The 20656-nt window shown below is 55.3% G+C and carries 18 protein-coding genes; 4 read left to right on the plus strand and 14 right to left on the minus strand.

What is annotated here, in order from left to right; translation table 11 throughout:
• The first annotated feature begins 89 nt into the window (after positions 1–89).
• The 3 genes from OM794_RS09675 to OM794_RS09685 all read left to right on the plus strand — a co-directional run bounded on the left by OM794_RS09675 (position 90) and on the right by OM794_RS09685 (position 2925).
• Positions 90–1310 carry an argininosuccinate synthase gene (locus OM794_RS09675; RefSeq protein ID WP_088701589.1) on the plus strand — a complete coding sequence of 407 codons (1221 nt, stop codon included), beginning with the start codon at positions 90–92 and terminating at the stop codon, positions 1308–1310.
• 120 nt (positions 1311–1430) lie between these two features.
• On the plus strand, positions 1431–1748 hold the full coding sequence (locus tag OM794_RS09680) for an HlyU family transcriptional regulator (protein WP_265154633.1): 318 nt from the start codon (positions 1431–1433) through the stop codon (positions 1746–1748).
• A gap of 34 nt (positions 1749–1782) precedes the next feature.
• Positions 1783–2925, plus strand: coding sequence for a DUF294 nucleotidyltransferase-like domain-containing protein (locus tag OM794_RS09685; RefSeq protein WP_226249449.1), 1143 nt, complete (start codon positions 1783–1785; stop codon positions 2923–2925).
• A gap of 5 nt (positions 2926–2930) precedes the next feature.
• On the opposite strand, the gene OM794_RS09690 is transcribed toward OM794_RS09685, so the two are convergent.
• The 5 genes from OM794_RS09690 to OM794_RS09710 all read right to left on the minus strand — a co-directional run bounded on the left by OM794_RS09690 (position 2931) and on the right by OM794_RS09710 (position 9642).
• Entirely contained in the window at positions 2931–4157 is a 1227-nt protein-coding gene (locus OM794_RS09690) for an EAL and HDOD domain-containing protein (RefSeq protein ID WP_226249448.1), read from the minus strand.
• Between the two features lie 97 nt (positions 4158–4254).
• Positions 4255–6999, minus strand: a complete 2745-nt coding sequence (locus tag OM794_RS09695; protein ID WP_226249447.1) for a sensor histidine kinase — start codon at positions 6997–6999, stop codon at positions 4255–4257.
• A 2-nt stretch (positions 7000–7001) separates the two neighbouring features.
• Positions 7002–7211, minus strand: a complete 210-nt coding sequence (locus OM794_RS09700) for a hypothetical protein (RefSeq protein WP_226249446.1) — start codon at positions 7209–7211, stop codon at positions 7002–7004.
• On the minus strand, positions 7211–9271 hold the full coding sequence (locus OM794_RS09705; protein ID WP_226249445.1) for a 3'-5' exonuclease: 2061 nt from the start codon (positions 9269–9271) through the stop codon (positions 7211–7213). Before OM794_RS09705 ends, OM794_RS09700 begins: the two co-directional genes overlap by 1 nt.
• Complete coding sequence (locus OM794_RS09710) at positions 9268–9642, minus strand: response regulator transcription factor (protein WP_226249444.1); 375 nt, start codon at positions 9640–9642, stop codon at positions 9268–9270. Before OM794_RS09710 ends, OM794_RS09705 begins: the two co-directional genes overlap by 4 nt.
• A 198-nt stretch (positions 9643–9840) precedes the next feature.
• On the opposite strand from OM794_RS09710, the gene OM794_RS09715 reads away from it, so the two are divergent.
• A complete protein-coding gene (locus tag OM794_RS09715; RefSeq protein WP_226249443.1) occupies positions 9841–10914 on the plus strand; it encodes a DUF3524 domain-containing protein in 1074 nt (357 codons plus the stop codon).
• A 21-nt stretch (positions 10915–10935) separates the two neighbouring features.
• Here OM794_RS09715 and nth read toward each other — a convergent pair whose 3' ends face one another.
• From nth to metG, 9 genes are all read right to left on the minus strand, one after another.
• Positions 10936–11574 (minus strand): endonuclease III, encoded by a 639-nt coding sequence (gene nth, locus OM794_RS09720; RefSeq protein ID WP_226249442.1) that lies wholly within the window; start codon positions 11572–11574, stop codon positions 10936–10938.
• Positions 11575–11678: 104 nt separating this feature from the next.
• A complete protein-coding gene (locus OM794_RS09725) occupies positions 11679–12380 on the minus strand; it encodes an electron transport complex subunit E (RefSeq protein WP_226249441.1) in 702 nt (233 codons plus the stop codon).
• On the minus strand, positions 12377–13033 hold the full coding sequence (rsxG, locus tag OM794_RS09730; protein ID WP_226249440.1) for an electron transport complex subunit RsxG: 657 nt from the start codon (positions 13031–13033) through the stop codon (positions 12377–12379). Before rsxG ends, OM794_RS09725 begins: the two co-directional genes overlap by 4 nt.
• A complete protein-coding gene (locus tag OM794_RS09735) occupies positions 13030–14076 on the minus strand; it encodes an RnfABCDGE type electron transport complex subunit D (protein ID WP_226249439.1) in 1047 nt (348 codons plus the stop codon). Before OM794_RS09735 ends, rsxG begins: the two co-directional genes overlap by 4 nt.
• Positions 14073–15728, minus strand: a complete 1656-nt coding sequence (rsxC, locus tag OM794_RS09740; protein WP_226249438.1) for an electron transport complex subunit RsxC — start codon at positions 15726–15728, stop codon at positions 14073–14075. Before rsxC ends, OM794_RS09735 begins: the two co-directional genes overlap by 4 nt.
• Complete coding sequence (rsxB, locus tag OM794_RS09745; protein ID WP_226249437.1) at positions 15728–16330, minus strand: electron transport complex subunit RsxB; 603 nt, start codon at positions 16328–16330, stop codon at positions 15728–15730. Before rsxB ends, rsxC begins: the two co-directional genes overlap by 1 nt.
• 12 nt (positions 16331–16342) lie before the next feature.
• Entirely contained in the window at positions 16343–16924 is a 582-nt protein-coding gene (rsxA, locus tag OM794_RS09750; RefSeq protein WP_007114112.1) for an electron transport complex subunit RsxA, read from the minus strand.
• Positions 16921–18378 carry a diguanylate cyclase domain-containing protein gene (locus OM794_RS09755; RefSeq protein ID WP_226249436.1) on the minus strand — a complete coding sequence of 486 codons (1458 nt, stop codon included), beginning with the start codon at positions 18376–18378 and terminating at the stop codon, positions 16921–16923. The genes rsxA and OM794_RS09755 overlap by 4 nt, the downstream gene beginning before the upstream one ends.
• Positions 18379–18618: 240 nt before the next feature.
• Positions 18619–20655: a methionine--tRNA ligase gene (metG, locus tag OM794_RS09760; protein ID WP_226249613.1), complete on the minus strand. Its 2037-nt coding sequence runs from the start codon at positions 20653–20655 to the stop codon at positions 18619–18621.
• Position 20656 lies beyond the last annotated feature (1 nt).

Here is a 20656-nt window from a genome sequence, read left to right on the forward strand (position 1 = left end):
TATGCCCAAAGAGCTATCACATTCGCCGAGCGATAGTGGCCAGTGTGGTGTTTACTAATCAATATTTTATGGTCAACGAGGAGCAAAGAATGTCCGATGTCAAAAAGGTTGTGCTGGCGTATTCAGGCGGCCTGGACACATCCGTTATCGTTAAGTGGTTGCAAGAAACCTACAACTGCGAGGTAGTGACCTTTACTGCCGACATCGGTCAGGGCGAAGAAGTCGAACCGGCGCGAACCAAAGCGCAAGCGCTTGGCGTAAAAGAGATTTACATTGAAGACCTGCGCGAAGAGTTCGTGCGTGATTATGTTTTCCCGATGTTCCGCGCCAACACTATTTATGAGGGCGAGTACCTGCTGGGTACCTCTATCGCTCGCCCGCTGATTGCCAAGCGGTTGATCGAAATTGCCAATGAAACCGGTGCCGACGCTATTTCCCATGGCGCCACGGGTAAAGGCAACGACCAGGTGCGCTTTGAACTTGGTGGCTATGCTCTGAAGCCTGGTGTAAAAGTCATCGCCCCTTGGCGCGAGTGGGACTTGACCTCTCGCGAGAAGCTAATGGCGTATTGCGAAGAGCATAAAATTCCGGTTGATTTCTCTAATAAAAAGAAAAAATCGCCGTACTCAATGGATGCCAACCTGCTGCACATCTCCTACGAAGGCGGCATTCTGGAAGATCCTTGGGCCGAAGCCGAAGACGATATGTGGCGCTGGAGTGTCTCTCCGGAAGCCGCGCCCGATACCCCCACTTACGTTGAGCTAACATATGAAAAGGGCGATATCGTGGCTATCGACGGCGAGCCGCTGAAAGCCCATGAAGTGCTCGAAAAACTCAATAAATTGGGTGGCGACAACGGTATCGGCCGTTTGGATATTGTTGAAAACCGCTATGTGGGCATGAAGTCCCGTGGCTGTTATGAAACGCCAGGGGGCACGATCATGTTACGCGCCCACCGCGCCATTGAGTCACTGACTCTGGATCGCGAAGAAGCCCACCTGAAAGACCAACTGATGCCGAAATACGCTGAAGTGATCTATAACGGTTACTGGTGGAGCCCCGAGCGTCGTATGTTGCAGGCAGCCATTGACGAGACCCAAAAGAATGTATCGGGCGTCGTACGCATGAAGCTCTACAAAGGCAACGCTATCGTGGTGGGGCGTAAGTCTGATGAGTCGCTGTTTGATGAATCAATCGCTACCTTCGAAGATGATGCGGGTGCTTACGACCAGAAAGATGCCGAAGGATTTATTAAGCTAAACGCGCTGCGGTTGCGCATTGCCGCCGGTAAAGGGCGTAAACAGAGCTAATTAAGCGCTGATAAAAGCAGCCTATACCTTGTAGGGCGGCTATCGCATTGCCGCCCTACAAGCAAAGGAGCCATGGTTTTTAAACATGGTTTTTAAAAAAGGAGCCAGCATGCTAAAAAAATACTTTCCGGTCTCTTTGGCAGTGATCGTCGAGCTGATTCAGGCGTTACCACTAACGCTGCTGAGCCTGTGGAGTACAAAGGATACGAGATTATTTCTCAGCCAGATAACCAGAGCGGTCAGTACCGTGTTAGCGGTTGGATTCGTAAGCCCGACGCCAGTGGCGAGACCCTTGAACATCGCTTTGAGCGTTCCGATATGCTCCCAGGGCGAGAAGCCTGTGATGCCATGATGGTCACTAAAGCGCAGCGCTATATTGATGAAGTGGGTGAGGCGATGTTTGCGCCAGACCCGCGTAGGGCAGGCGAGAGCGAGTAGCAACAACGCCGTCATTATAGTGAAGGAGAGGCATATGCGCTTATTACACCAAGCCTCACCTTGGCGCTCTCTATTCCATGAGGATGGAACACTCAATACCTCGGCGGTTAATGCGCCGTTAGAGCAGCTCTTCTCGAAACTCTTCTCGACATTCCTCTCGCCGCAAACCTCGTTAGCTGATGCCTATGCGTGGCAACTGCCGCTGGTGGAGACGTTGGGGCATTACGATCTCCCTGCCTGGCGTATTAGTCAGATCATCAGTGACCACAATGCATTACTCTACCGTCAGGCAATAGCACAGTCCCTGGACGAGATGCAGGCCCAAGGCTGGGGAGCTCCGCCAGTCGACTACTGCGTGCTACTACTAGGTTCTGCCGCGCGCTTCGAGAGCCTGCTAGGCCCCGACCAGGATAACGCGCTGATTATTGACGATTACCCTGACCACCGCCACGTGGAGATCGACGGCTATTTCCAAGCCTTGGGTGAGCGGTTTACCCAGCGCCTGGATGAGGCGGGTATACCGCTCTGCAAGGGGCATGTCATGGCTCGTTGGCCGATGTGGCGAAAACGGCTTGGCGAATGGCAAGCACAGCTTGAGATATGGAGCGCTGACCGCCAGGTTAAACGCGTTCAGCAGACCAATATTCTGCTTGATTTTGCCCCGGTAGCCGGTAATCCCGCGCTTGCTGGGCAGTTGGGTAAGCGTATCGCTTCGATACTTCCCAAAGCGTCACTGTTTATGGATGAAATGATGGCGCTACTGGATGAGCTGCCGGTGGCTCTGGATCGTTTCGGGCGGCTCGCTTCAAGCCCCAGCCTGAACGCCCCCCACGAGCAAGCCATTAATCTTAAGCAGCAAGCTTTGTTGCCCTTGATTAGCGCTGCACGCTTGCTCTGCCTGCGGCACGGGCGGGAGGAAATAGCCACTCGTGATCGCTTGATCGCGCTCAGTCACTCAACGAATGCGCTAACGTCGGCTGAATCGGAGCTGCTTGTTGCCGCTTTTGAGCGCCTGCAACAGCGCCTATTGGATCAGCAGCGGTATAACAAAGCCCGTGGTCAAGCCGCAGATGGCTGGGTTGACCTGCGGCGGCTGCGCGAAGATGAGCGACTGTTATTGAAGTTTGACCTGCAGCAGATCAAGCGTTTGAGTTCTGCTGCTCAAAGCGGGGTGTGAATAGCTCAGCTTGCATCGGTATACACCAGTGAGCGAGCTTTAGAGGCTGCTTGAAGCATGATGTCGGGCGGAAAATCAACGGCAGAAAACTGCCTCTCCGCTGCCTCCACATCATCGAGTAACTTACCTAATGAACCTGTGCGTTGATTGATGGCATCTTCTATAAGCCTACCAAGCCTGATTTCACTATTCATGAGCTCTGAACTAATACCGAGAATAGTGGGCATGAGCGAGAATAAACCGGCAATAAAGCTTTCCTGCTCATCAAGTCGACGTTGGTCAGCCATCATTTCACATGCAAATGCACGAGTTAATCCCTTGATAAGGTTGAGTTTGCTAACAGGGCTGTTGTTGGCGAGCATTACTATGGTGACCAGGGTACGTAGCTCCCTCAGTCCTATAATATGTAAACAATCGATCAGCTTAGTCGTAGGGCGGCGTGAACCCTTCTCTGCAGAATTAGCGCGCTTGAATATTGCGCTCAGTAAGTATGGATCCCTAGCCACTAACGTACTGATTTCAGAGAGACGTACGTTGTCACTATACAGTGCGGAGAGTAACTGCATTTGGTTGGCGCGTGACGTTGAGAGACGAGCCGTTTGCGTAGGTTGGGTTTTGGGGCGTTCATAAAAATAGCCCTGGAAAAGAGTAAAACCAAGCGCTTTACACTGGTTAAACTCCTCCTGCGTTTCAACACGTTCCGCCAAAAGCGTAACCCCTTCTTTATGCAGCTTTTTTATAAGTTTTTTGGGTATGCTATCGGAGATATCAAACTTGACGATGTCACAGAAGGGTAGAAAAGCGTGGTTATGTTCATCTAAAACAAAATCATCTAGTGCTAATTTATAGCCTTGGTTTTTAATGTAGTGCAAGGCATCAATAACTTCTTTAGTAGGAGGGGTATCTTCGAGAACCTCAATAACTATTTGCTGACTAGGCAGTCCAGTCAGATCTGGGTTGGTGAGCCACTCCGCGGAAGCGTTAATAAACAACTGGCGTGAGCCGCAAAGTTTATCAAGACCAATTTCATAGACAGCAATAGCACACGCTCTGGCAGTGGCTTGAACATTATCAAAAACATTGGCGGTCTGATTTGTTTCATTAGCACGGTAAAGAAGTTCATCGGCGACATGTCGTAGCTGAGCATCAACTATTGGCTGAATCGCAATAGTGTACTCATTGGTGTTCGCTTCTGGAGAAAGGTGACACTCATTGTTCATCGGCTCATCCACGACATACTGCTTTAGGCTAAAGTAAGATTCTAGGGTAAAGAATAACTTAGTTTTAGTGAGCAAAGCTAGCTGTTGTAACCAATATGTGATGAACGTTTTACGTTACTGGTGCGGCGGGGAGTTCCAGCGTTAAACAGGCGCCGCCTAAGGTTTTGGCATCTTCAACCCAGAGCCGCCCACCCAGGTGGGCGATAATGCCGCGACTAATCGGTAAACCTAAGCCGCTGCCTCTTGGCCGACCTCGTGGAATATTATCGTCCTGTTGTATTTGATGGAATTTTTCAAACACCCGCTCACGCTCGTCTTCGCTAATACCCGCACCGTTATCCTCCACACTTAGCCGGAAATGGCGGCGGTGGCGATAGAGTGTGAGGCGCACTCTGGGCTGCTCGCGGTCAGCAAATTTACCTGCGTTATCAAGCAGGTTAATAATCACCTGCTCCAAGCGATCATGGTCGCCCACCACCATGGCGGGATCCGCTTCCAGGCTAACGTCTAACGCAATGCCGCGCTCCTCATGCAGATGCGCAATGGCGTCAATGCTATGCCGTGCCAGATCGGCAAGGTCGAGGGGCACGGGGTTAAGCGTTAAGCGACCACTCTCCAGACGGGCGAGATCCAGAATCTCTTCGATTAAACGTGACAGCCGCTGGCTTTCGTGGACGATAACGCCCAGAAAGTGCTGGCGCTTTTCGTCGGGTAGTTGTCCGCTATCGCGCAGAATTTCCGCAAAGGCGCGAATGGAGGTGAGCGGCGTGCGTAGTTCGTGGCTGACCATGGCCACAAACTCATCTTTCAGGCGATCCAGCTCACGCAGCCGCTCATTGGCGCTACGCAACTCTTCGCCGATGTGTACCAGCTCCTGGGACTTCTGCTCTAAGCGGCGGTTGTACTCCAGGGTTTGTGAGGTCGTATCCAGTATGCTCAGAATCGACTCAATATCCAGCGCTTCGCCGCGTACCACCGAATTGATCAGAACGCGTGCTGATGAGCTGCCCAGCGCGCCCGCCAGTGCCTGTTCGGCGCGGGTAATCAGCTCGGCGGTGGCGGGCTCATCCGCTGCATAGGTACTTTTGCTACCGCTATGGCTAAACACGCGGCGGGTGGTCTGGGCACCCAAATAGCGAACAAGCAGCTCTTTGAGTGCCCCCTGGGTGGTTTGCCCGCGCCATAGTGAGGTAGATAGCGAGGTGGTTTGCAGGTTGGGGTGCATCGCCTCCGTGAACAGCGCCGCCTGGGTCTGCTCAAGGGGTGTAGGTCGGGTAAACAGCGAGACACCCACCAATAGCCCCACGTTGGCCAGCATGCTCCAGAGCAGCGAATGGGTATAAACATCCCAGTTCTCCAGGCCGAATAAGCCATAGGGCATCAACCAGGCAATTCCCCAGAGGCCTTCAGTTAGCAGCGATGCGTCTAACCAGCCGGACTGGGCAAACCCGGGTAGCAGCAGCGTATAACACCAGATCAAAAAACCGGCGATTAAACCAACGGTGGCGCCTTGTCGCGTTGCGCCGCGCCAATAGAGGCCAATCAACAGCGATGGGGCGAACTGGGCCGCCCCGGCAAAGGAGACCAGCCCAATCGTCACTAAACTATAGGAGTCACCAATCAGCGCATGGTAGAGATAGCCGAGCAGCAGGATCAGCACGATAGCGATGCGGCGAATACCCAGTAGCCAACCGGCAAGCTCCCCTTTGGTGCTTAGGTGTAGACGACGAGAACGCAGCAGCAGGGGCATCACCAGTTGATTGCTCACCATGGTGGAGAGCGCGATGGTCTCGACAATCACCATACCTGTCGCCGCCGAGAGGCCACCAATAAAGACCAGTAGCGGCAGGCCTTCCAAACCGGCGGAGAGTGGCAGTGTTAGCACGAAGCTGTCCGGGTCGCCCGCGCTTACGCCTAGCAGCAGGCCTGCCAGTGCAATGGGAATAACGAACAGATTAATCAGCAGCATGTAGAGGGGGAAAAGCCAGCTTGCTCGTGTTAAATGTTGCTCGTCGACATTCTCTACCACCAATACCTGGAACTGCCGGGGTAGGGTTAAAAAGGCCAGAAAGGCTAGAACTAGCATGCCCACCCAACCGGTGACACCACCAGGCACGCGATCCAATCGCATGCTATCGACAAGGGCAGGCGTGGCCGCTACCTGTTCAAACAGTGCGGCGGGGCCTTCAAACATCACAAATACGACAAAGACCCCAACGGCCATAAAGGCTACCAGTTTGACTATCGATTCCACCGCAATCGCCGCCACCATCCCTTCATGGCGTTCGCTGGCATCCAGATGGCGGGTGCCGAACAGAATAATAAACACTGCCAATACCAGCGCGACCCAGAGGGATTTATCCATCCAGAAGTGTTCGTCCACCAAGGTTGTGTCGGCTGCGTGTGGGTAATTGATCAGTACCGCATGGCTAACGGTAATGGCTTTTAACTGCAGAGCAATGTAGGGGGTGATGCTAATCAGCGCCATAAGCGCCACCAGGGCGCCTAAACTAGTGCTCTTGCCGTAGCGGGCGCTGATAAAGTCGGCAATGGAGGTGATCCGCTGCCGTGCGGCGATGCGCACCATCTTGCGGATAACAAAAGGGGCCAGCAGCATCGCCAGCGTCGGCCCCAGGTAGATAAGTAAAAAGCTGGGGCCGTATTCGGCGGCGCGCCCTACGCTGCCGTAGAAGGTCCAGGCCGTGCAGTAAACCGCAATAGAGAGGGCATAGACCGTCGGCGAGCCAATGATGGAACGACCCTGCTCCGCTCGTCGGTCACCCCAGGCGGCGACCACAAACAGCAGCGCCAAGTAACCAAAGGCGGCCCCGAGGATGATCGCCTCACTACGCATGGTTAGCGGCCCGCACGCTGTTCCATCAGCCAAGCGGTTAAGCCGATCACCACTGCCCAGGCGACAAATAGATAGAGAGGCAGCCAGCCCACACTAACGGTGGGGAGGCGATCGACCACGATAATCAACGGCGGGCAGAACAGTAGCAGGGCAATCGCCACCAGGGCGACTAGGCGCTCAGTGTGGCGGGATTTCATTGCGAAGGTTTTCATTAGGCACTGGCATCCTGTCGGTCGAAGGCGTTGGCTTGCAGCGCCAGCAGTTGCTCAAGTGTATCGACCCCACGGGCTTCCAGGCGTGGCAGCAGGGCTAGCCATAGCTCGGCAGTGACGCGGGCATCGCCTAATGCAGTGTGGCGGGTGCCCGGCGGAAAAGCCAGATCGTAGCGCTGAGCAAGGCTATCCAGGTCATGCCCATCGAGTGCTTCGTCCAGTGCTCGTGAAATCAGCAGGGTGTCGATGATGGGGATATCGAAGGCGACCCCTTTGTGGCTGATGGCGAGCAGATCAAAGGCAGCGTTATGGGCAAGCAGCACCGCTTCACCGACATAATCACGAAAGCGGGTAAGCACAATGTCCAGCGGCGGCGCACCGACCACATCGGCATCGGTAATGCCATGAATCGCAGTGCTTGCAGGCGGGATCGGACGCTTGGGATCCACTTTTTGATCGAAAACCTCGCTGGCCAATAAGCGGGCGTTGACCACGCGGCAGGCGCCAAGGCTAATCACGGTATCGCCCCGGCGCAGTTCAAGCCCGGTGGTTTCGGTATCAAAGGCGACGATTTCCAGGCTGCGCAGCGTTCGGCTGGCCAGCGCTTCATCCGGCGGGGGTAGGTCGGCAATGCCAAAGTCATGGAATTCAGGGCGCGGCGGCGCGGTCTCCCGTGGGGCGCCGACTCGCTCCATCGCGGGCAGGGGAAGTCGTAGGCGTGAATGAACGCCATCCTCGTCGGCAAGGCTCCAGATATCGCTGGCATGTTGGCGCATTACATCAGCGACACTGGGCGTCAACGGCAGCGAGGTGAGCGGCTGCTGGCGCCACTCAGCCAGCTCATACTCGGGGATCGCTTTGCCGCGCCAAATAAGGTCTAGATAGACACGCTTGTTGCCCAGGCATATCTCACCCTCAAAGCCGCTGTCAGGAAGGTGGGCATTGAGGTGCTTGACCAAAGAGTCAAACAGCGCTATCAACGCCGGTGCGTCGCCTTTAAACCAGGCGGGCATACCCACCGGGGTGATCAAGCGGTGCTCTGGATCGAGGCGCTCATCCAACGCCTGCCAGAAGTCGTTTGACCACATGGGGGTTAAGCGCTCGCCCTGGTGCTGCATATCGTCGAGTAGTTGGCCGATTTTGGCCACATTGTCGCCGAGGGTGATGCCCTCTTCGTGGATAACCCGCTCAAAACGTTGGCGCAAAGCAGACGTGCTGGCATCGTTTTGATCGCGCAGTTGAATCAGCGCATCGGCGGCGCTGGTCAGGCTGGCGGTATGCTGACGCAGGGGTGTCAGCATGGCCGCCAGTTCTGCTCTAACGCCCATTTCACTCGACCAGGAAGCGGTGGCGTCGCTAAAGGTCAGCAGTGTTTCGCCATCGCTACCCGGTACGCGGCGTAAGATTACCTTGAGCCAGCGGTCATCGCAGGGCGCCAACAACTCCCTCGGGGAGCCGTCGTGGGGCAGTTGGCTGAGTACCTGCTGTAAGCTCGCCACCGGTAGCAGCGCCTCCAGGCGCTTGCCCAGCCCTAGGCCGGTATTACCTGCAAAAAAATCCTCTGCCGCCTGGTTAAACAGCATAAGACGGCGGTGGTGGTCACACAGTAGCAGTGGCGTTTCGAGTACTTGCAGCAGCGTTTCCAGCTCCTGACGAATACGCGCCGCGCTGCGCGCACCGTCAGCGTGGGCGGTGGCGAGACGGCTGCGATCCTCGCGCCAGCTTTCGCGTACCCGGCGCAGGTCGGGCCCCAATCCTTTTAGCCATCCCTCGGGCGGGTGTTCGTCCCGGGCATCGGGGGTGGCGACTAAGCGCGCCAGTTGCACCTGTAAATGGCGCAGCGGGGTAAACAGCATGCGCTCAAGCACCAAACCGACTAAAAAAATTGTTGCGCCACCGGAGAAGCTGCCTAGCCAGAGGGCCAGACGCGTTATACCAGTGGGGGCGAGCTGGGCGTCCAACCAGGCGGCAAAAATGGCCCCGCCCAGCAAACTGATGCCGCTGAGCAGCAGCCAGAGGCCAATCAGGCGCTGACGTTTGGGCAACCCGCCTCGCGTCATGGCTGCTCCTCACTGAGTAGTGCTTTGACTTTTTCCACCAGTGACTGGGTAGAGAAGGGCTTGGTGATGTAATCATCGGCGCCCAGTGCCATGCCTTTTTCCCGCTCTACATCACGCCCGTGAGCAGTCAGCATGATAATTGGCAGTTGGGCGGTGGCCGCTTCGCTACGCAGCCGCTCCAACACGTCAAAACCGCTCATCCCCGGCAAGCTAATATCAAGCAGCAGTAGATCTGGCTGGCTCTCATTCACACTTGCCAGGGCCTGTTCTCCATCTTCGGCGGTGACGACCTCAAACCCCGCTTGTTCCATTAGGAATTCCAGCGATAAAACAATGTTGGGTTCGTCATCGACAACGAGCACTTTAGCCATGGAGCTCTCCAGCTTGTATTTGTTTTAACATTGCCTGGAGTCTAGATAGATCTAGCAGCTCAGCCAAGACGACCTTGGCCGAATGCAGGTAAGAGAATGGAGCAATTACAAAAGAGCTCTCCTACGCGTTTTGCTACACTGCTCGCCTCTTTGCCATGGTTTGATGGCCTCCCACTGATCTGCTTGCTAAGGCTGTCAATGCGCGTACTCCTGTTATCCGCCTACGAAGCGGTGAGCCATCGCTATTGGGCACACAGTTTGATGGCTCAGCTCGATGAGTTTTCGTGGACGCTGTTGAGCCTGCCGCCACGCCATTTTGCTTGGCGTATTCGCGGTAACCCACTGAGCTGGATGTTAAAAGAGCATGACACTCTCAGCCAGTCATTTGATGTGGTGTTAGCGACCTCGATGGTGGATCTGGCAACCCTGGTAGGGCTGTTTCCGCATCTTGGCCGGGCAAAAAAGGTCGTCTACTTTCACGAAAACCAGTTTGCCTATCCGGAATCGAGCGATCAGGTGTCCCAGGTAGAGGCCAAGATGGTCAATCTCTATACGGCGCTGGCGGCGGATACAGTGGTGTTTAACAGTGCCTATAACCGTGACTCTTTTATTGATGGTGCGCGGGCCTTTCTGAAAAAAATGCCGGAAAATCTCCCGGTAGCTAAGCCGCTGGAGGCGCTGCGTGGGCGGGCGCTGGTTTTACCCGTGCCCATTGCTGATAGCGCTGAACGTCGCCCGCAAGCGGCTGTTCACAAAACAGTGCCACATAGAATTGTCTGGAACCATCGCTGGGAGTATGACAAGAATCCCGACGACTTCTTTGCCGTGCTGTTTGCGTTAAGCGATGCCGGGGTGGACTTTGAGCTGGCAGTACTGGGCCAGCGTTTCCGTCTAACACCCGCTATTTTTACCGAAGCCGAGCAGCGCTTAGCTCCTCATATTGTGGCGTGGGGCCCGCAGCCGGAGGAGGCGTATCGGGCGTTGCTGGATAGTGCGGGCATTGTGGTCTCGACCACCTGGCATGAATTTCAGGGGTTGGCGATCATGGAAGCGGCTCAGCGCGGGGCGCTGCCTCTGGTGCCTGATCGGCTCTGCTTCCCCGCTCTTTACCCGCCCGCCTATTGCTACGACGGCACGCGGGAAGGGCTTTACGACCGGCTTACTGCCTGGCTTATCGATCCTGTTAGTCGTCCAGAAAATCTTGATACCTCCGCTTGGGAGTGGCCCGCCTGGCGTAGGGTTTATCGGCAATTGCTGATGGATTCAGCTTGATGGGCTGGGCTTTTGTTAGCCTTAAGCAATCTCAGTTTTGTCTTTAAACTCGCACAGATCCTCAATAATACAGCTACCGCAGCGAGGTTTGCGCGCGATGCAGGTGTAGCGGCCGTGAAGAATCAACCAATGGTGAGCATCGTGAAGAAATCCTTTTGGCACATGGCGCAGTAGTTTTTGCTCCACCTCAACGACATTTTTGCCTTTAGCAATGCCGGTGCGGTTGGAGACCCGGAAAATATGGGTATCCACCGCCATGGTGGGTTGGCCAAAGGCGGTGTTGAGTATCACATTGGCGGTTTTACGGCCGACGCCAGGCAGGGCCTCCAAGGCTTCGCGAGTATTGGGCACTTCGCCGCCGTGCTGGTTGACCAGGATGTGGCAGGTTTTCATCAGGTTTTCGGCTTTGGTGTTATACAAACCGATGGTTTTGATGTGCGCTTTTAGTTCATCGATACCTAACTCAATGATCTCTTGGGGGGTGTTGGCGACTGGATAAAGTCGCGCCGTGGCTTTATTGACCCCCACATCGGTGGCTTGTGCAGAAAGCAGCACGGCGGCAAGCAGCTCAAACGGCGTGCTCCAATTAAGCTCAGTAGTGGGGTGTGGATTCTCCGCCTGCAGGCGAGTGAAAATCTCATGACGCTTTTGGGCATTCATGGCGGATCTCTTAATCAATACGGGTTATTGATACAGGGTATAAATTCGAGCCATTGTTTATACGCATAATGTCTGATTAAGCCTATAGCCTCGTTATATTGCAGCTACTTTATTGTGCCGGTCACCCTTACGCGGCGTTCCGTGCGTGGGGCGGCTGCGACGGGTTGAGCACGTGCAGCGCTACGTTGGTCGATGACATTTTTCAGGGCGATTAACATACCCGCCACAAAGAACGCCCCCGGCGGCAGCACAAAAAACAGAAACTGGTAGTCGTCGGCAAGGGTCAACTGCCAATTGGCCGCGCTAGGCCCAAACAGTAGCGCCATACCACTGAATAGCGTGCCTTGGCCGAGCAGCTCGCGTAGCGCGCCCAGTAGTACCAACACCGCCCCAAAACCGAGGCCCATCATAAAGCCGTCTATGGCCGCTGGAAGTACCGGCTGGCGGGAGGCAAAGGCATCGGCGCGACCAAGAATGGCGCAGTTGGTGACGATCAGTGGAATAAAAATCCCCAATACCTGATAGAGCGGGTAGGCATAGGCCGCCATCAGCAGCTCAGCGCAAGTGACAAAAGCGGCAATCACCATCACAAAAGCGGGCAGGCGTACCGCGCTGGGCACCTGGTGGCGAATTAGCGAAATCGCCGTGCTGGCGCCCACCATGACCAGTAGCGTGGCCAAAGCCAGCCCCAGCGCATTAACGACGCTGCCGCTGACAGCCAGCAGGGGGCAGAGTCCCAGCAATTGAACCAGTGCGGGGTTATTCGACCAAAGGCCGCTGCGGGCCAGTTCGCGCCAGTGGCTCATCGCTGAGGCTCCTCAAAAGTGATAGGTAGCGGTGTGTCGGCGGCGTACTGGAGCGTTTTATGAACGGCATTCACGACGGCGCGTGGGGTAATCGTCGCGCCGGTGAAGGCGTCAAAATGACCGCCATCCTTACTCACCGCCCAACCATTCGGCGGTAAACTCTCAAGTCCCAAACCGTTAAACCGGGTGATCCAGTCGCTGCGACTGCGCTCAATGTCATCGCCTAGCCCAGGGGTTTCCTGGTGCTGGGTAACCCGCACACCGCTAATACGCTGCTGCTGGTCAATGCCAATCAATAGGTGGATTTCACCGTTATACCCCTGCCGGGTGACCACCGGTAAAATTACCGCACTGCTCTCGCCCCTGTTCTCGTGACTGTTTTGATCGCTTACCCACCAGCCTTGGCTATCGCTCTGAAGTCCTAGTGCTTCGGGATTGGGAATCGTAAAGGTGCTTTCCAGCACTTGGGTAACGGGCGTATTCGCCAGTGTCTGGGGAAGCACTTCTTGAAGCTGGCGGTGCTGGTAAGCCAACTTATGCGCTTCTATTCGTTCGGCGGTTAGCGCCCGGGTAAGCGCGACACTGCCGGCGGTGACCAGGGCAAAGGTGCCCAGCGCAAAGGCACCACGCTGCATAGCCTGGAAGAGGGTCATGGCCGCTCTCCTGGCTTCCCTGATGCGGCTTTTGGCTGTCCCGTGGGGCGCGGCACGCTATATATATCTAACAATGGCACGCAGAGGTTCATTAACAGTACCGCAAACGCCACTGCGTCGGGGTAACCGCCAAAGGTGCGGATAATGATCACCAGAGCGCCAATGCCCGCGCCATAGATGAGTTTGCCACGCCGACTGGTAGCGGCGGAAACCGGGTCGGTGGCGATAAAGAAGGCACCAAATAGCGTTGCTCCGGTGAGTAGGTGAAACAGCGGCGAGGCAAAGTGGCTGGGGTCGCTGAGGTAAAACAGCGTGGCCAGGAGGAGTGCGCTGCCCAGCATCGCCACCGGGATGTGCCAGCTAATAATTCTCTTCGCCAGCAGTAATACACCCCCCGCTAACCAAGCGAGAGCCACCCATCGCCAGGCACTTAGGGTTCCATCCGGTAGTGGATTGGTCGCCCAGAACTCGCTGGCAAGTAGTGTGTCGCCTTTGTGTTTGAACGCATCAAGGGGAGTGGCGCCGCTCCAACTATCCAATTGGGCGGTGGGCAGCGTTCCAGCAATTTGCGCCCATAAGCCATTGTGTAGCAGCTCCTGAGGAGGTGCCCACAGCGTCATATAGGCAGGAAACGACACCAACAGCAGTGCATAGCCCACCATGGCGGGGTTAAAGGGGTTATGCCCCAAGCCGCCGTATAGCTGCTTGGCGACCACAATCGCGGCGAACATACCCACACCGATCAGCCACCAGGGGCTAGCGGGTGGCAGTGATGCACCCAGAAGAACGCCGGTAAGCAGGGCGCTTGAGTCATTCAGCGCGACACCAATGGGGCGCATGCGTAGTCGCAGTACGGCGGATTCCAGCGCAACGCCGAAAGCGGCGGCGAGCAGTACATTGCTGATAACGCCAAGCCCAAAGAAGTAGCTCATGGTGGCGATGCCTGGCAGTGTTGCCACTATTACCCAGCGCATTAAGCTCGCCGTTGGCGGTACAGCTGTCGTCGCAGTATCGTTAACGTCTGAGGCGTGCATCATGCTCATGGTGACTTCTCGCTGGAGTGCTGTTCGCGCGCCTGGGCAAGCTGCAATTCAGCCGCCTTTAAGTTCTCTTGTGCCGTGGCAAGCTGCATTTCCAAATCATCCAGCGGCTGCTTGGGGTCTTCCTGGGCGATGCGCGCCAGGGTCTTCTCAGCCTTTTTGACCGATGCTTTAGCCGCAGCATGGGCAATCCGTAGGCCACGCAGGTCGACTTGCTCGCTGCTGGGGGAGGCCGTGTTGGAAGGGCGGCGTTGTTGCGCCTGACGGGCTTGCCTGCGTGCCTGTTTCTCGGCTTCTTCACGGGCGAGCCGCGCTTGGCGATGTTCGAAGCGGTGTTTGGCGTGTTCGGCTTTTGTGGCTTCAATTCGCTGCAGGCGTATCCGACTTTTAGCTTCGCGGTAATCCACTACCAGCGGAATATGGCTGGGACACACATAGCTGCAGGCGCCGCACTCAATACAGTCAAACAGGTGATAGCGCTCTATTTTGGCGTCGTCTTCGGCACGGGCGTACCAGTGCAGCTGTTGGGGCAGCAGCGCCACCGGGCAAACGCTTTCGCACTCACCGCAGCGGATGCAGGGCGATTCCGCTGGAGCAGGCGGAAATTCTTCGCGCGTTGCCGCGATTAAGCAGTTAGTCAGCTTGGTAACCGGCGTATCCAGCGTGGGTAGCGGGGTGCCCATCATGGGGCCACCCTGAATCACTTGATGTAACTCGGCGATATTCAGGCCTACCTGCTCCAGCAGCTCTCTAATAGAGGTGCCCAGGCGTACCCAGCGATTGCCGGGCTGGTTGATTGACTCTCCTGTCAGAGTGACAATTCGGGAAACTAGCGGCTGACCATCGCGCACTGCTTGTAGTATCGCCAGTAGCGTGCCTGGGTTATGGCATAACACGCCCACATCCGCGGGCAGCCCGCCACTGGGTACGTTAAGGTCTAATAGTTTTTTAATTAGCTGACGCTCGCCGCCGCTAGGGTAGCGGGTAGAAATGACGGATAGCTCAACCGGCACGGGTTGGCTATCAGGCAGGGCATGCTGCAGTGCTGTAATGGCATCGGGTTTGTTATCCTCGATGCCAATAACGATCTGCTGTGCGCCACACAGTTTGGCGATGATCTGCGCGCCTTGAAGCACCTCGTTAGCGTAGAGGCGTAGAGTGAGATCGTCGGCGGTAATATAGGGCTCACACTCGGCGGCGTTAATCACCAAGGTGTGAATCGCATGCTGCTCGACCACCCGCGCTTTAATATGGGTAGGAAACCCAGCTCCGCCCAAGCCGACAATCCCGCTCTCATTCAAACGCTCCACCAGTACTGCGGTATCCGCAACGCGCCAGTCGAGGCTGGGCAGCCGCTGCCACGTATCCTGGCCATCGCCCTCAATGGTGATTTGGGTAGCGCTAACCTCGCTTACCGTGCCGCTAATGCTGGCGTGCAGATGACTGGAAATCATTCCTTCCCGCTTGGCAATCAGGCTGCCTACTTTTACGGCCTCGCCCGCTGACACACAGGGGGCGGCGGCCTGACCGCTATGTTGCTGCAGGGGGAGAGTGACCCGCGGAGGCAGTGGCGCTTCACTCAGGGGAGATCGGTTGGAGCGCTGTTTACGCTCCGGTGGGTGAATGCCACCAGGGAAGTCATAGCTGCGCGGCATCAAGCCACCCCCGACGCGGGTTGGTGGTCGCTAGCAATCACGCTTGCGCTTGATGAGAGTGTCACTACCGGCTGCCACTGGTTGAGCGGGGCTGAGCGGGGCAGCATATCAATGCAGTCCACTGGGCAGGGATCCAGGCAGAGATCACAGCCGGTGCACTCGTCTTCAATGACGGTGTGCATCAGTTTAGCGGCACCGATAATCGCGTCGACCGGGCAGGCCTGAATACATTTCGTGCAGCCAATGCACTCTTCTTCGCGAATAAAGGCCACTTTGGCCTCGCTCTGAGCCTCACCGTCGAGGGGTTCGGCTTCACGGCCTAAGAGATCCGCCAGGGCATGAATGGTCGCTTCGCCACCCGGGGGACATTTGTTCAATGCATCGCCCTGGTTAATCGCTTCGGCGTAAGGACGACAGCCCGGGTAGCCGCACTGGCCGCACTGCGTTTGCGGCAGTAGCGCATCAATTTGCTCAACCAGCGGGTTATCTTCGCGCTTAAAGCGCTCGCTCACCACGCCTAGTAGGGCACCAAAACCGATACCCAAGCCGGTTAATACCGCGACGGCGCTGAGGATGCCAATAAGATCAATGCTGCTATTCATCGCGCGTTGCCTTCATCCCTGCACCAACCCTGAAAAACCTAAAAATGCTAATGACATAAGGCTGGCGGTGACCATCGCTATCGCCGCGCCCTGGAAGGGTTTGGGAATATCCGCCCCCGCTAAACGTTCGCGCATGGCGGCAAACAGCACCAAAATAAGCGAGAAGCCCAGTGCTGCGCCCAAACCATACAGGGTGGTGTGAAAAAAGCTTAATTCCCGGTTTAGCGACAAAAGCGCAACCCCCAATACCGCACAGTTAGTCGTGATTAGCGGAAGGAAAATGCCCAGCACCTGGTGTAGCAGCGGACTCAGCTGGCGCACCATGATTTCAGTAAACTGCACTACGGCGGCGATCACCACGATAAAGCTGATGGTGCGCAGATAAGTGACATCCAGCGGTACAAGCAAACCGTGATAAACCACAAAACTAGCGGCTGACGCTAGGGTCAGCACAAAGGTGGTAGCCAGGGACATGCCCATGGCCGACTCCAGTTTATTGGAGACGCCCATAAACGGACATAGGCCCAGGAACTGAACCAGTACGAAGTTGTTGACCAGGGCAGTGCTGATCAAAATGATAAATAACTCACTCATGGCAATGTATTGTGCGAAGAAAAGGTGGAGTTGGCTAGCGAGGGCGTATACACCTTGGCACTGTGCCTCCCGGCTGCTTTTGCTGCGTAGAGCGCTTGGTCGGCGGTCGTCATTAATCCACTGGGCGTCATGGCGCCTTCTATATCTAACTGGCTAATGCCAATGCTAACGGTGACATATGAAGCCACAGGCGACACCTGATGGGGATGCTTTAATTGGTCTACGGCATGACTAAGCGCTTGGCTTTTCTCCAGCGCCTGAGTGGCAGAAGTGGCGGGCAGCATGGCGCTGAACTCTTCGCCGCCGGTGCGCGCTATAAAAAAGCCATGGGCGGTGGCGACCTCATGCATCGTTTGCGCGACCCGTCGCAAACAAATATCCCCTTCAGGGTGCCCATAATGATCGTTAAACAGCTTGAAATGGTCAATATCAATCATCATGACCGAGAGGGGCTGCCCAGTGGTCAGGGCATTATTGACCACCTCTTGTAGGCGCTGATCGAATAGACGGCGATTGGGCAAGCCAGTCAAGGGGTCATGGGTAGAAAGCTGGATTAGTTCGGAATTGAGTTGTTGCTGGCGCTTTAATTGCTTTTGAAAAGCGCGGGCAAGTATTCCTATTTCATCACCACGTTTCAATAAACTGCTCGACTCATAAATATCGCCGCTGATTTGCTGGGTGAAACTGGTTAAGATTTTGAGCGGCTTAAGAATAATGCGCTCTAACAAAAGCAGTACAAGGCTGATGACCAACAGCATTAAGCATGCGGTCCACAGCAGCACGTAGCGAAACGTTTCTAAGCTTGCAAGATAGCTGGTGCGTTTAAGCTGAGTACCTAGTGCTATTTGTTGATTGGATGGGTAGGTAGTTAAAAAGCGCTGCGCGAAAATCGTATTGCCCATAATGTTAATGGCAATATCGTTATCCTCTTTGCCATTAACCACGGAAAGCATCGTTGGAAGCCCCGTATAGCGCTCTATTGTGCTAAGCCAGTCAGCGTCCATAGGGCGTACTTTAAACAGCCAGCCTTGAGGCGGTCCACTTTCGTCAGTGCGGAAAATGGGATTGGATGCCACGATTAATGGCGGGGTGCCTGCATACAGGGCACTTTTTCTTTGCAGAGAGTCTTCTTTAATTGAGGCTTGCATAGTATGCACCAAGCCAGCCATCCATCGGCATTCTCTCTCTACGCTACGGCAGGTGTGGTACTGGCCATTAGCCGGATTGATGCCAGCTAAAAAGTGTACCTCGCCCTCCGCGTTGAAAAAGGCCATGAGTTGGTAATGCATCTCTTCAAACATCTGTTGGCTAAAGTTGGTATCGGGGTAACCCGGGTAGTTACCCTGAACAAACTCGTAGGTGTCGTCCCAAATTGCCCAGTCTCGCGCTTGGGCCAGTAAAGTTTCGTGGCTAACATTTAGTCCAGCCTCTATTTTCTCTAACTCTTTTGTCACTACCGCACGTTCTTCCTTGTGTAGGGCCGGAAATATTATCCATTTACTCAATATTACCAAGGAGATAAGCGCGAGGAGTAAAACCCCACTGAGAGCTGCAAGGAAGCGAAAGCGCAAAGATCGAGAGAAGCGTTGAACCATAGAGCGAACCTGAACAAAGCGATAATGGTATGTGATAACTGCAAAAATAAGGGGGCAAAGACGGTTAGCCTCTGCCCCCTTAATCACATAATTGGAGTATTACGTTACTCGCTGTCCCGGTTCGGCGCCCGCATCGGGAGAGAGCAGGTAGATGCCATCTTCATTGGCAGAGGCTAACACCATGCCTTCCGATACGCCAAAGCGCATTTTGCGCGGTGCCAAATTAGCGACCATCACCGTCAAGCGGCCTTCCAGGGCTTCCGGTGCGTAGGCGGAGCGAATGCCGGAGAAGACGTTGCGGGTTTCGCCACCGAGGTCGAGGGTCAATTGCAGCAATTTGTCGGCGCCTTCGACATATTCTGCTTTGGCGATTCGCGCAATGCGCAGGTCGACTTTGGCAAAGGCGGCAAAGTCGATCTCTTCAGCAATGGGGTCTTCCGCCAGTGGGCCTTTGGGGACTTCCTTCAATTTTTGCTCTTCCACGAGATCTTCCTTCGACGCTTCAATCATGGCATCGATTTTGTCGCGTTCAACGCGGGTCATCAGCGGTTTGAATTTGTTGATCGAATGATCGGTGAGCACGCTTTGACGCGTGTGCCAATCGAGCGACTCAACGTTAAGAAACTCACGCGCTTGCTCTGCCATGGCGGGTACCACGGGCGCCAGATAGACCATCAGCTGGCGGAACAGATTAATGCCTACGGAGCATATTTCAAGCACCTCTGTGTCGCGGCCATCCTGCTTCGCCAGTGCCCAGGGCTCTTTGTCAGCAATATAAGTATTGGCTTCGTCCGCCAGCTCCATAATTTTGCGCATGGCCCGGCTAAATTCGCGGGCTTCGAAGTCTTCGGCGATATCGTCACCGGCGGCAATAAAGCGGGCGACCATCTGTGGCTCAGCGCAGTGGCTTGAGAGGCGCCCACCGCCGAGTTTTTTAACAAAGCCGGCGCAGCGGCTGGCAATGTTGACCACTTTGCCGACCAGGTCTGAGTTTACCCGTGCAGCAAAATCTTCCAGGTTCAGATCCAAGTCATCGACTTTGGAAGTAAGCTTAGCCGCAAAGTAGTAGCGCAAGTATTCTGGATTCAGGTAATCGGCGTAGGTGGCGGCTTTAATAAAGGTGCCGCGGGATTTCGACATCTTGGCGCCGTCTACCGTCAGGAAACCGTGGCAGTTGACCGCGGTGGGGGTGCGCAGGTCAGCGCCATGCAGCATGGCGGGCCAGAACAGCGCATGGAAATAGACGATATCCTTGCCGATAAAGTGATACACCTCGGCATCGGAGCCTTTGTTCCAGAAGCTATCGAAGTCGATGCCTTCGCGGTCACACAGGTTCTTAAAGCTGGCCAGGTAGCCGATAGGTGCGTCCAGCCAGACATAGAAGTATTTGCCTGGGGCGTCGGGGATTTCGAAGCCAAAGTAGGGGGCGTCGCGGGAGATATCCCACTCGTTAAAGCCGGACTCAAACCACTCCATTAGCTTATTGCGAATTTGCGGCTGCACATGACCGTCGTCAATCCAGCCCTGCAGGAAGTCGGCAAAGTCGGGCAGCTTAAAGAAGTAGTGGGTCGAGGTGCGTACCTCGGGCGTGGCGCCTGAAATGGCCGAAACAGGGTTAATCAAGTCGGCGGGGGTGTAGGTAGCGCCGCACTTTTCACAGTTGTCGCCATACTGGTCTTCAGCGCCACATTTAGGGCAGGTGCCTTTGATAAAACGGTCAGCCAGAAATAGGCCTTTCTGGGGGTCAAACATCTGCTCGATATCACGGGTGGCAATATGGCCTTTATCCCGCAACCGCTTGTAAATCATCTCGCTGAAGTGGCGGTTTTCAATCGAGTGAGTGGAGTGGTAGTTGTCGAACCCGACCCCAAAGCGGGCGAAGTCTGTCTGGTGGTCGTTGGAGACCCGCTCAATCAGCGCTTCAGAGGTAATCCCTTCCTGCTCGGCCCGCAGCATAATGGCGGTGCCATGGGCGTCATCGGCACACACGTAGTAGCACTGTTGGCCACGGCTTTTCTGGAAACGCACCCAGATATCAGTCTGGATATACTCAAGTAAGTGACCGAGGTGAATGGCTCCGTTGGCGTAGGGGAGCGCGCTAGTCACCAAAATGTTGCGCGTGGCGGTAGTAGACATG

The sequence above is a fragment of the Halomonas sp. BDJS001 genome (assembly GCF_026104355.1).
Classification (GTDB): Bacteria; Pseudomonadota; Gammaproteobacteria; order Pseudomonadales; family Halomonadaceae; genus Vreelandella.

Bases quoted from the DNA above. Each gene is read 5' to 3' on its own strand.
- OM794_RS09675 (WP_088701589.1), top strand. From the start codon at position 90: ATGTCCGATGTCAAAAAGGTTGTGCTGGCGTATTCAGGCGGCCTGGAC.
- OM794_RS09685 (WP_226249449.1), top strand. From the start codon at position 1,783: ATGCGCTTATTACACCAAGCCTCACCTTGGCGCTCTCTATTCCATGAG.
- OM794_RS09695 (WP_226249447.1), bottom strand. From the start codon at position 6,999: ATGCGTAGTGAGGCGATCATCCTCGGGGCCGCCTTTGGTTACTTGGCG.
- OM794_RS09700 (WP_226249446.1), bottom strand. From the start codon at position 7,211: ATGAAAACCTTCGCAATGAAATCCCGCCACACTGAGCGCCTAGTCGCC.
- OM794_RS09705 (WP_226249445.1), bottom strand. From the start codon at position 9,271: ATGACGCGAGGCGGGTTGCCCAAACGTCAGCGCCTGATTGGCCTCTGG.
- OM794_RS09710 (WP_226249444.1), bottom strand. From the start codon at position 9,642: ATGGCTAAAGTGCTCGTTGTCGATGACGAACCCAACATTGTTTTATCG.
- OM794_RS09715 (WP_226249443.1), top strand. From the start codon at position 9,841: ATGCGCGTACTCCTGTTATCCGCCTACGAAGCGGTGAGCCATCGCTAT.
- nth (WP_226249442.1), bottom strand. From the start codon at position 11,574: ATGAATGCCCAAAAGCGTCATGAGATTTTCACTCGCCTGCAGGCGGAG.
- OM794_RS09725 (WP_226249441.1), bottom strand. From the start codon at position 12,380: ATGAGCCACTGGCGCGAACTGGCCCGCAGCGGCCTTTGGTCGAATAAC.
- rsxG (WP_226249440.1), bottom strand. From the start codon at position 13,033: ATGACCCTCTTCCAGGCTATGCAGCGTGGTGCCTTTGCGCTGGGCACC.
- OM794_RS09735 (WP_226249439.1), bottom strand. From the start codon at position 14,076: ATGAGCATGATGCACGCCTCAGACGTTAACGATACTGCGACGACAGCT.
- rsxC (WP_226249438.1), bottom strand. From the start codon at position 15,728: ATGCCGCGCAGCTATGACTTCCCTGGTGGCATTCACCCACCGGAGCGT.
- rsxB (WP_226249437.1), bottom strand. From the start codon at position 16,330: ATGAATAGCAGCATTGATCTTATTGGCATCCTCAGCGCCGTCGCGGTA.
- rsxA (WP_007114112.1), bottom strand. From the start codon at position 16,924: ATGAGTGAGTTATTTATCATTTTGATCAGCACTGCCCTGGTCAACAAC.
- metG (WP_226249613.1), bottom strand. From the start codon at position 20,655: ATGTCTACTACCGCCACGCGCAACATTTTGGTGACTAGCGCGCTCCCC.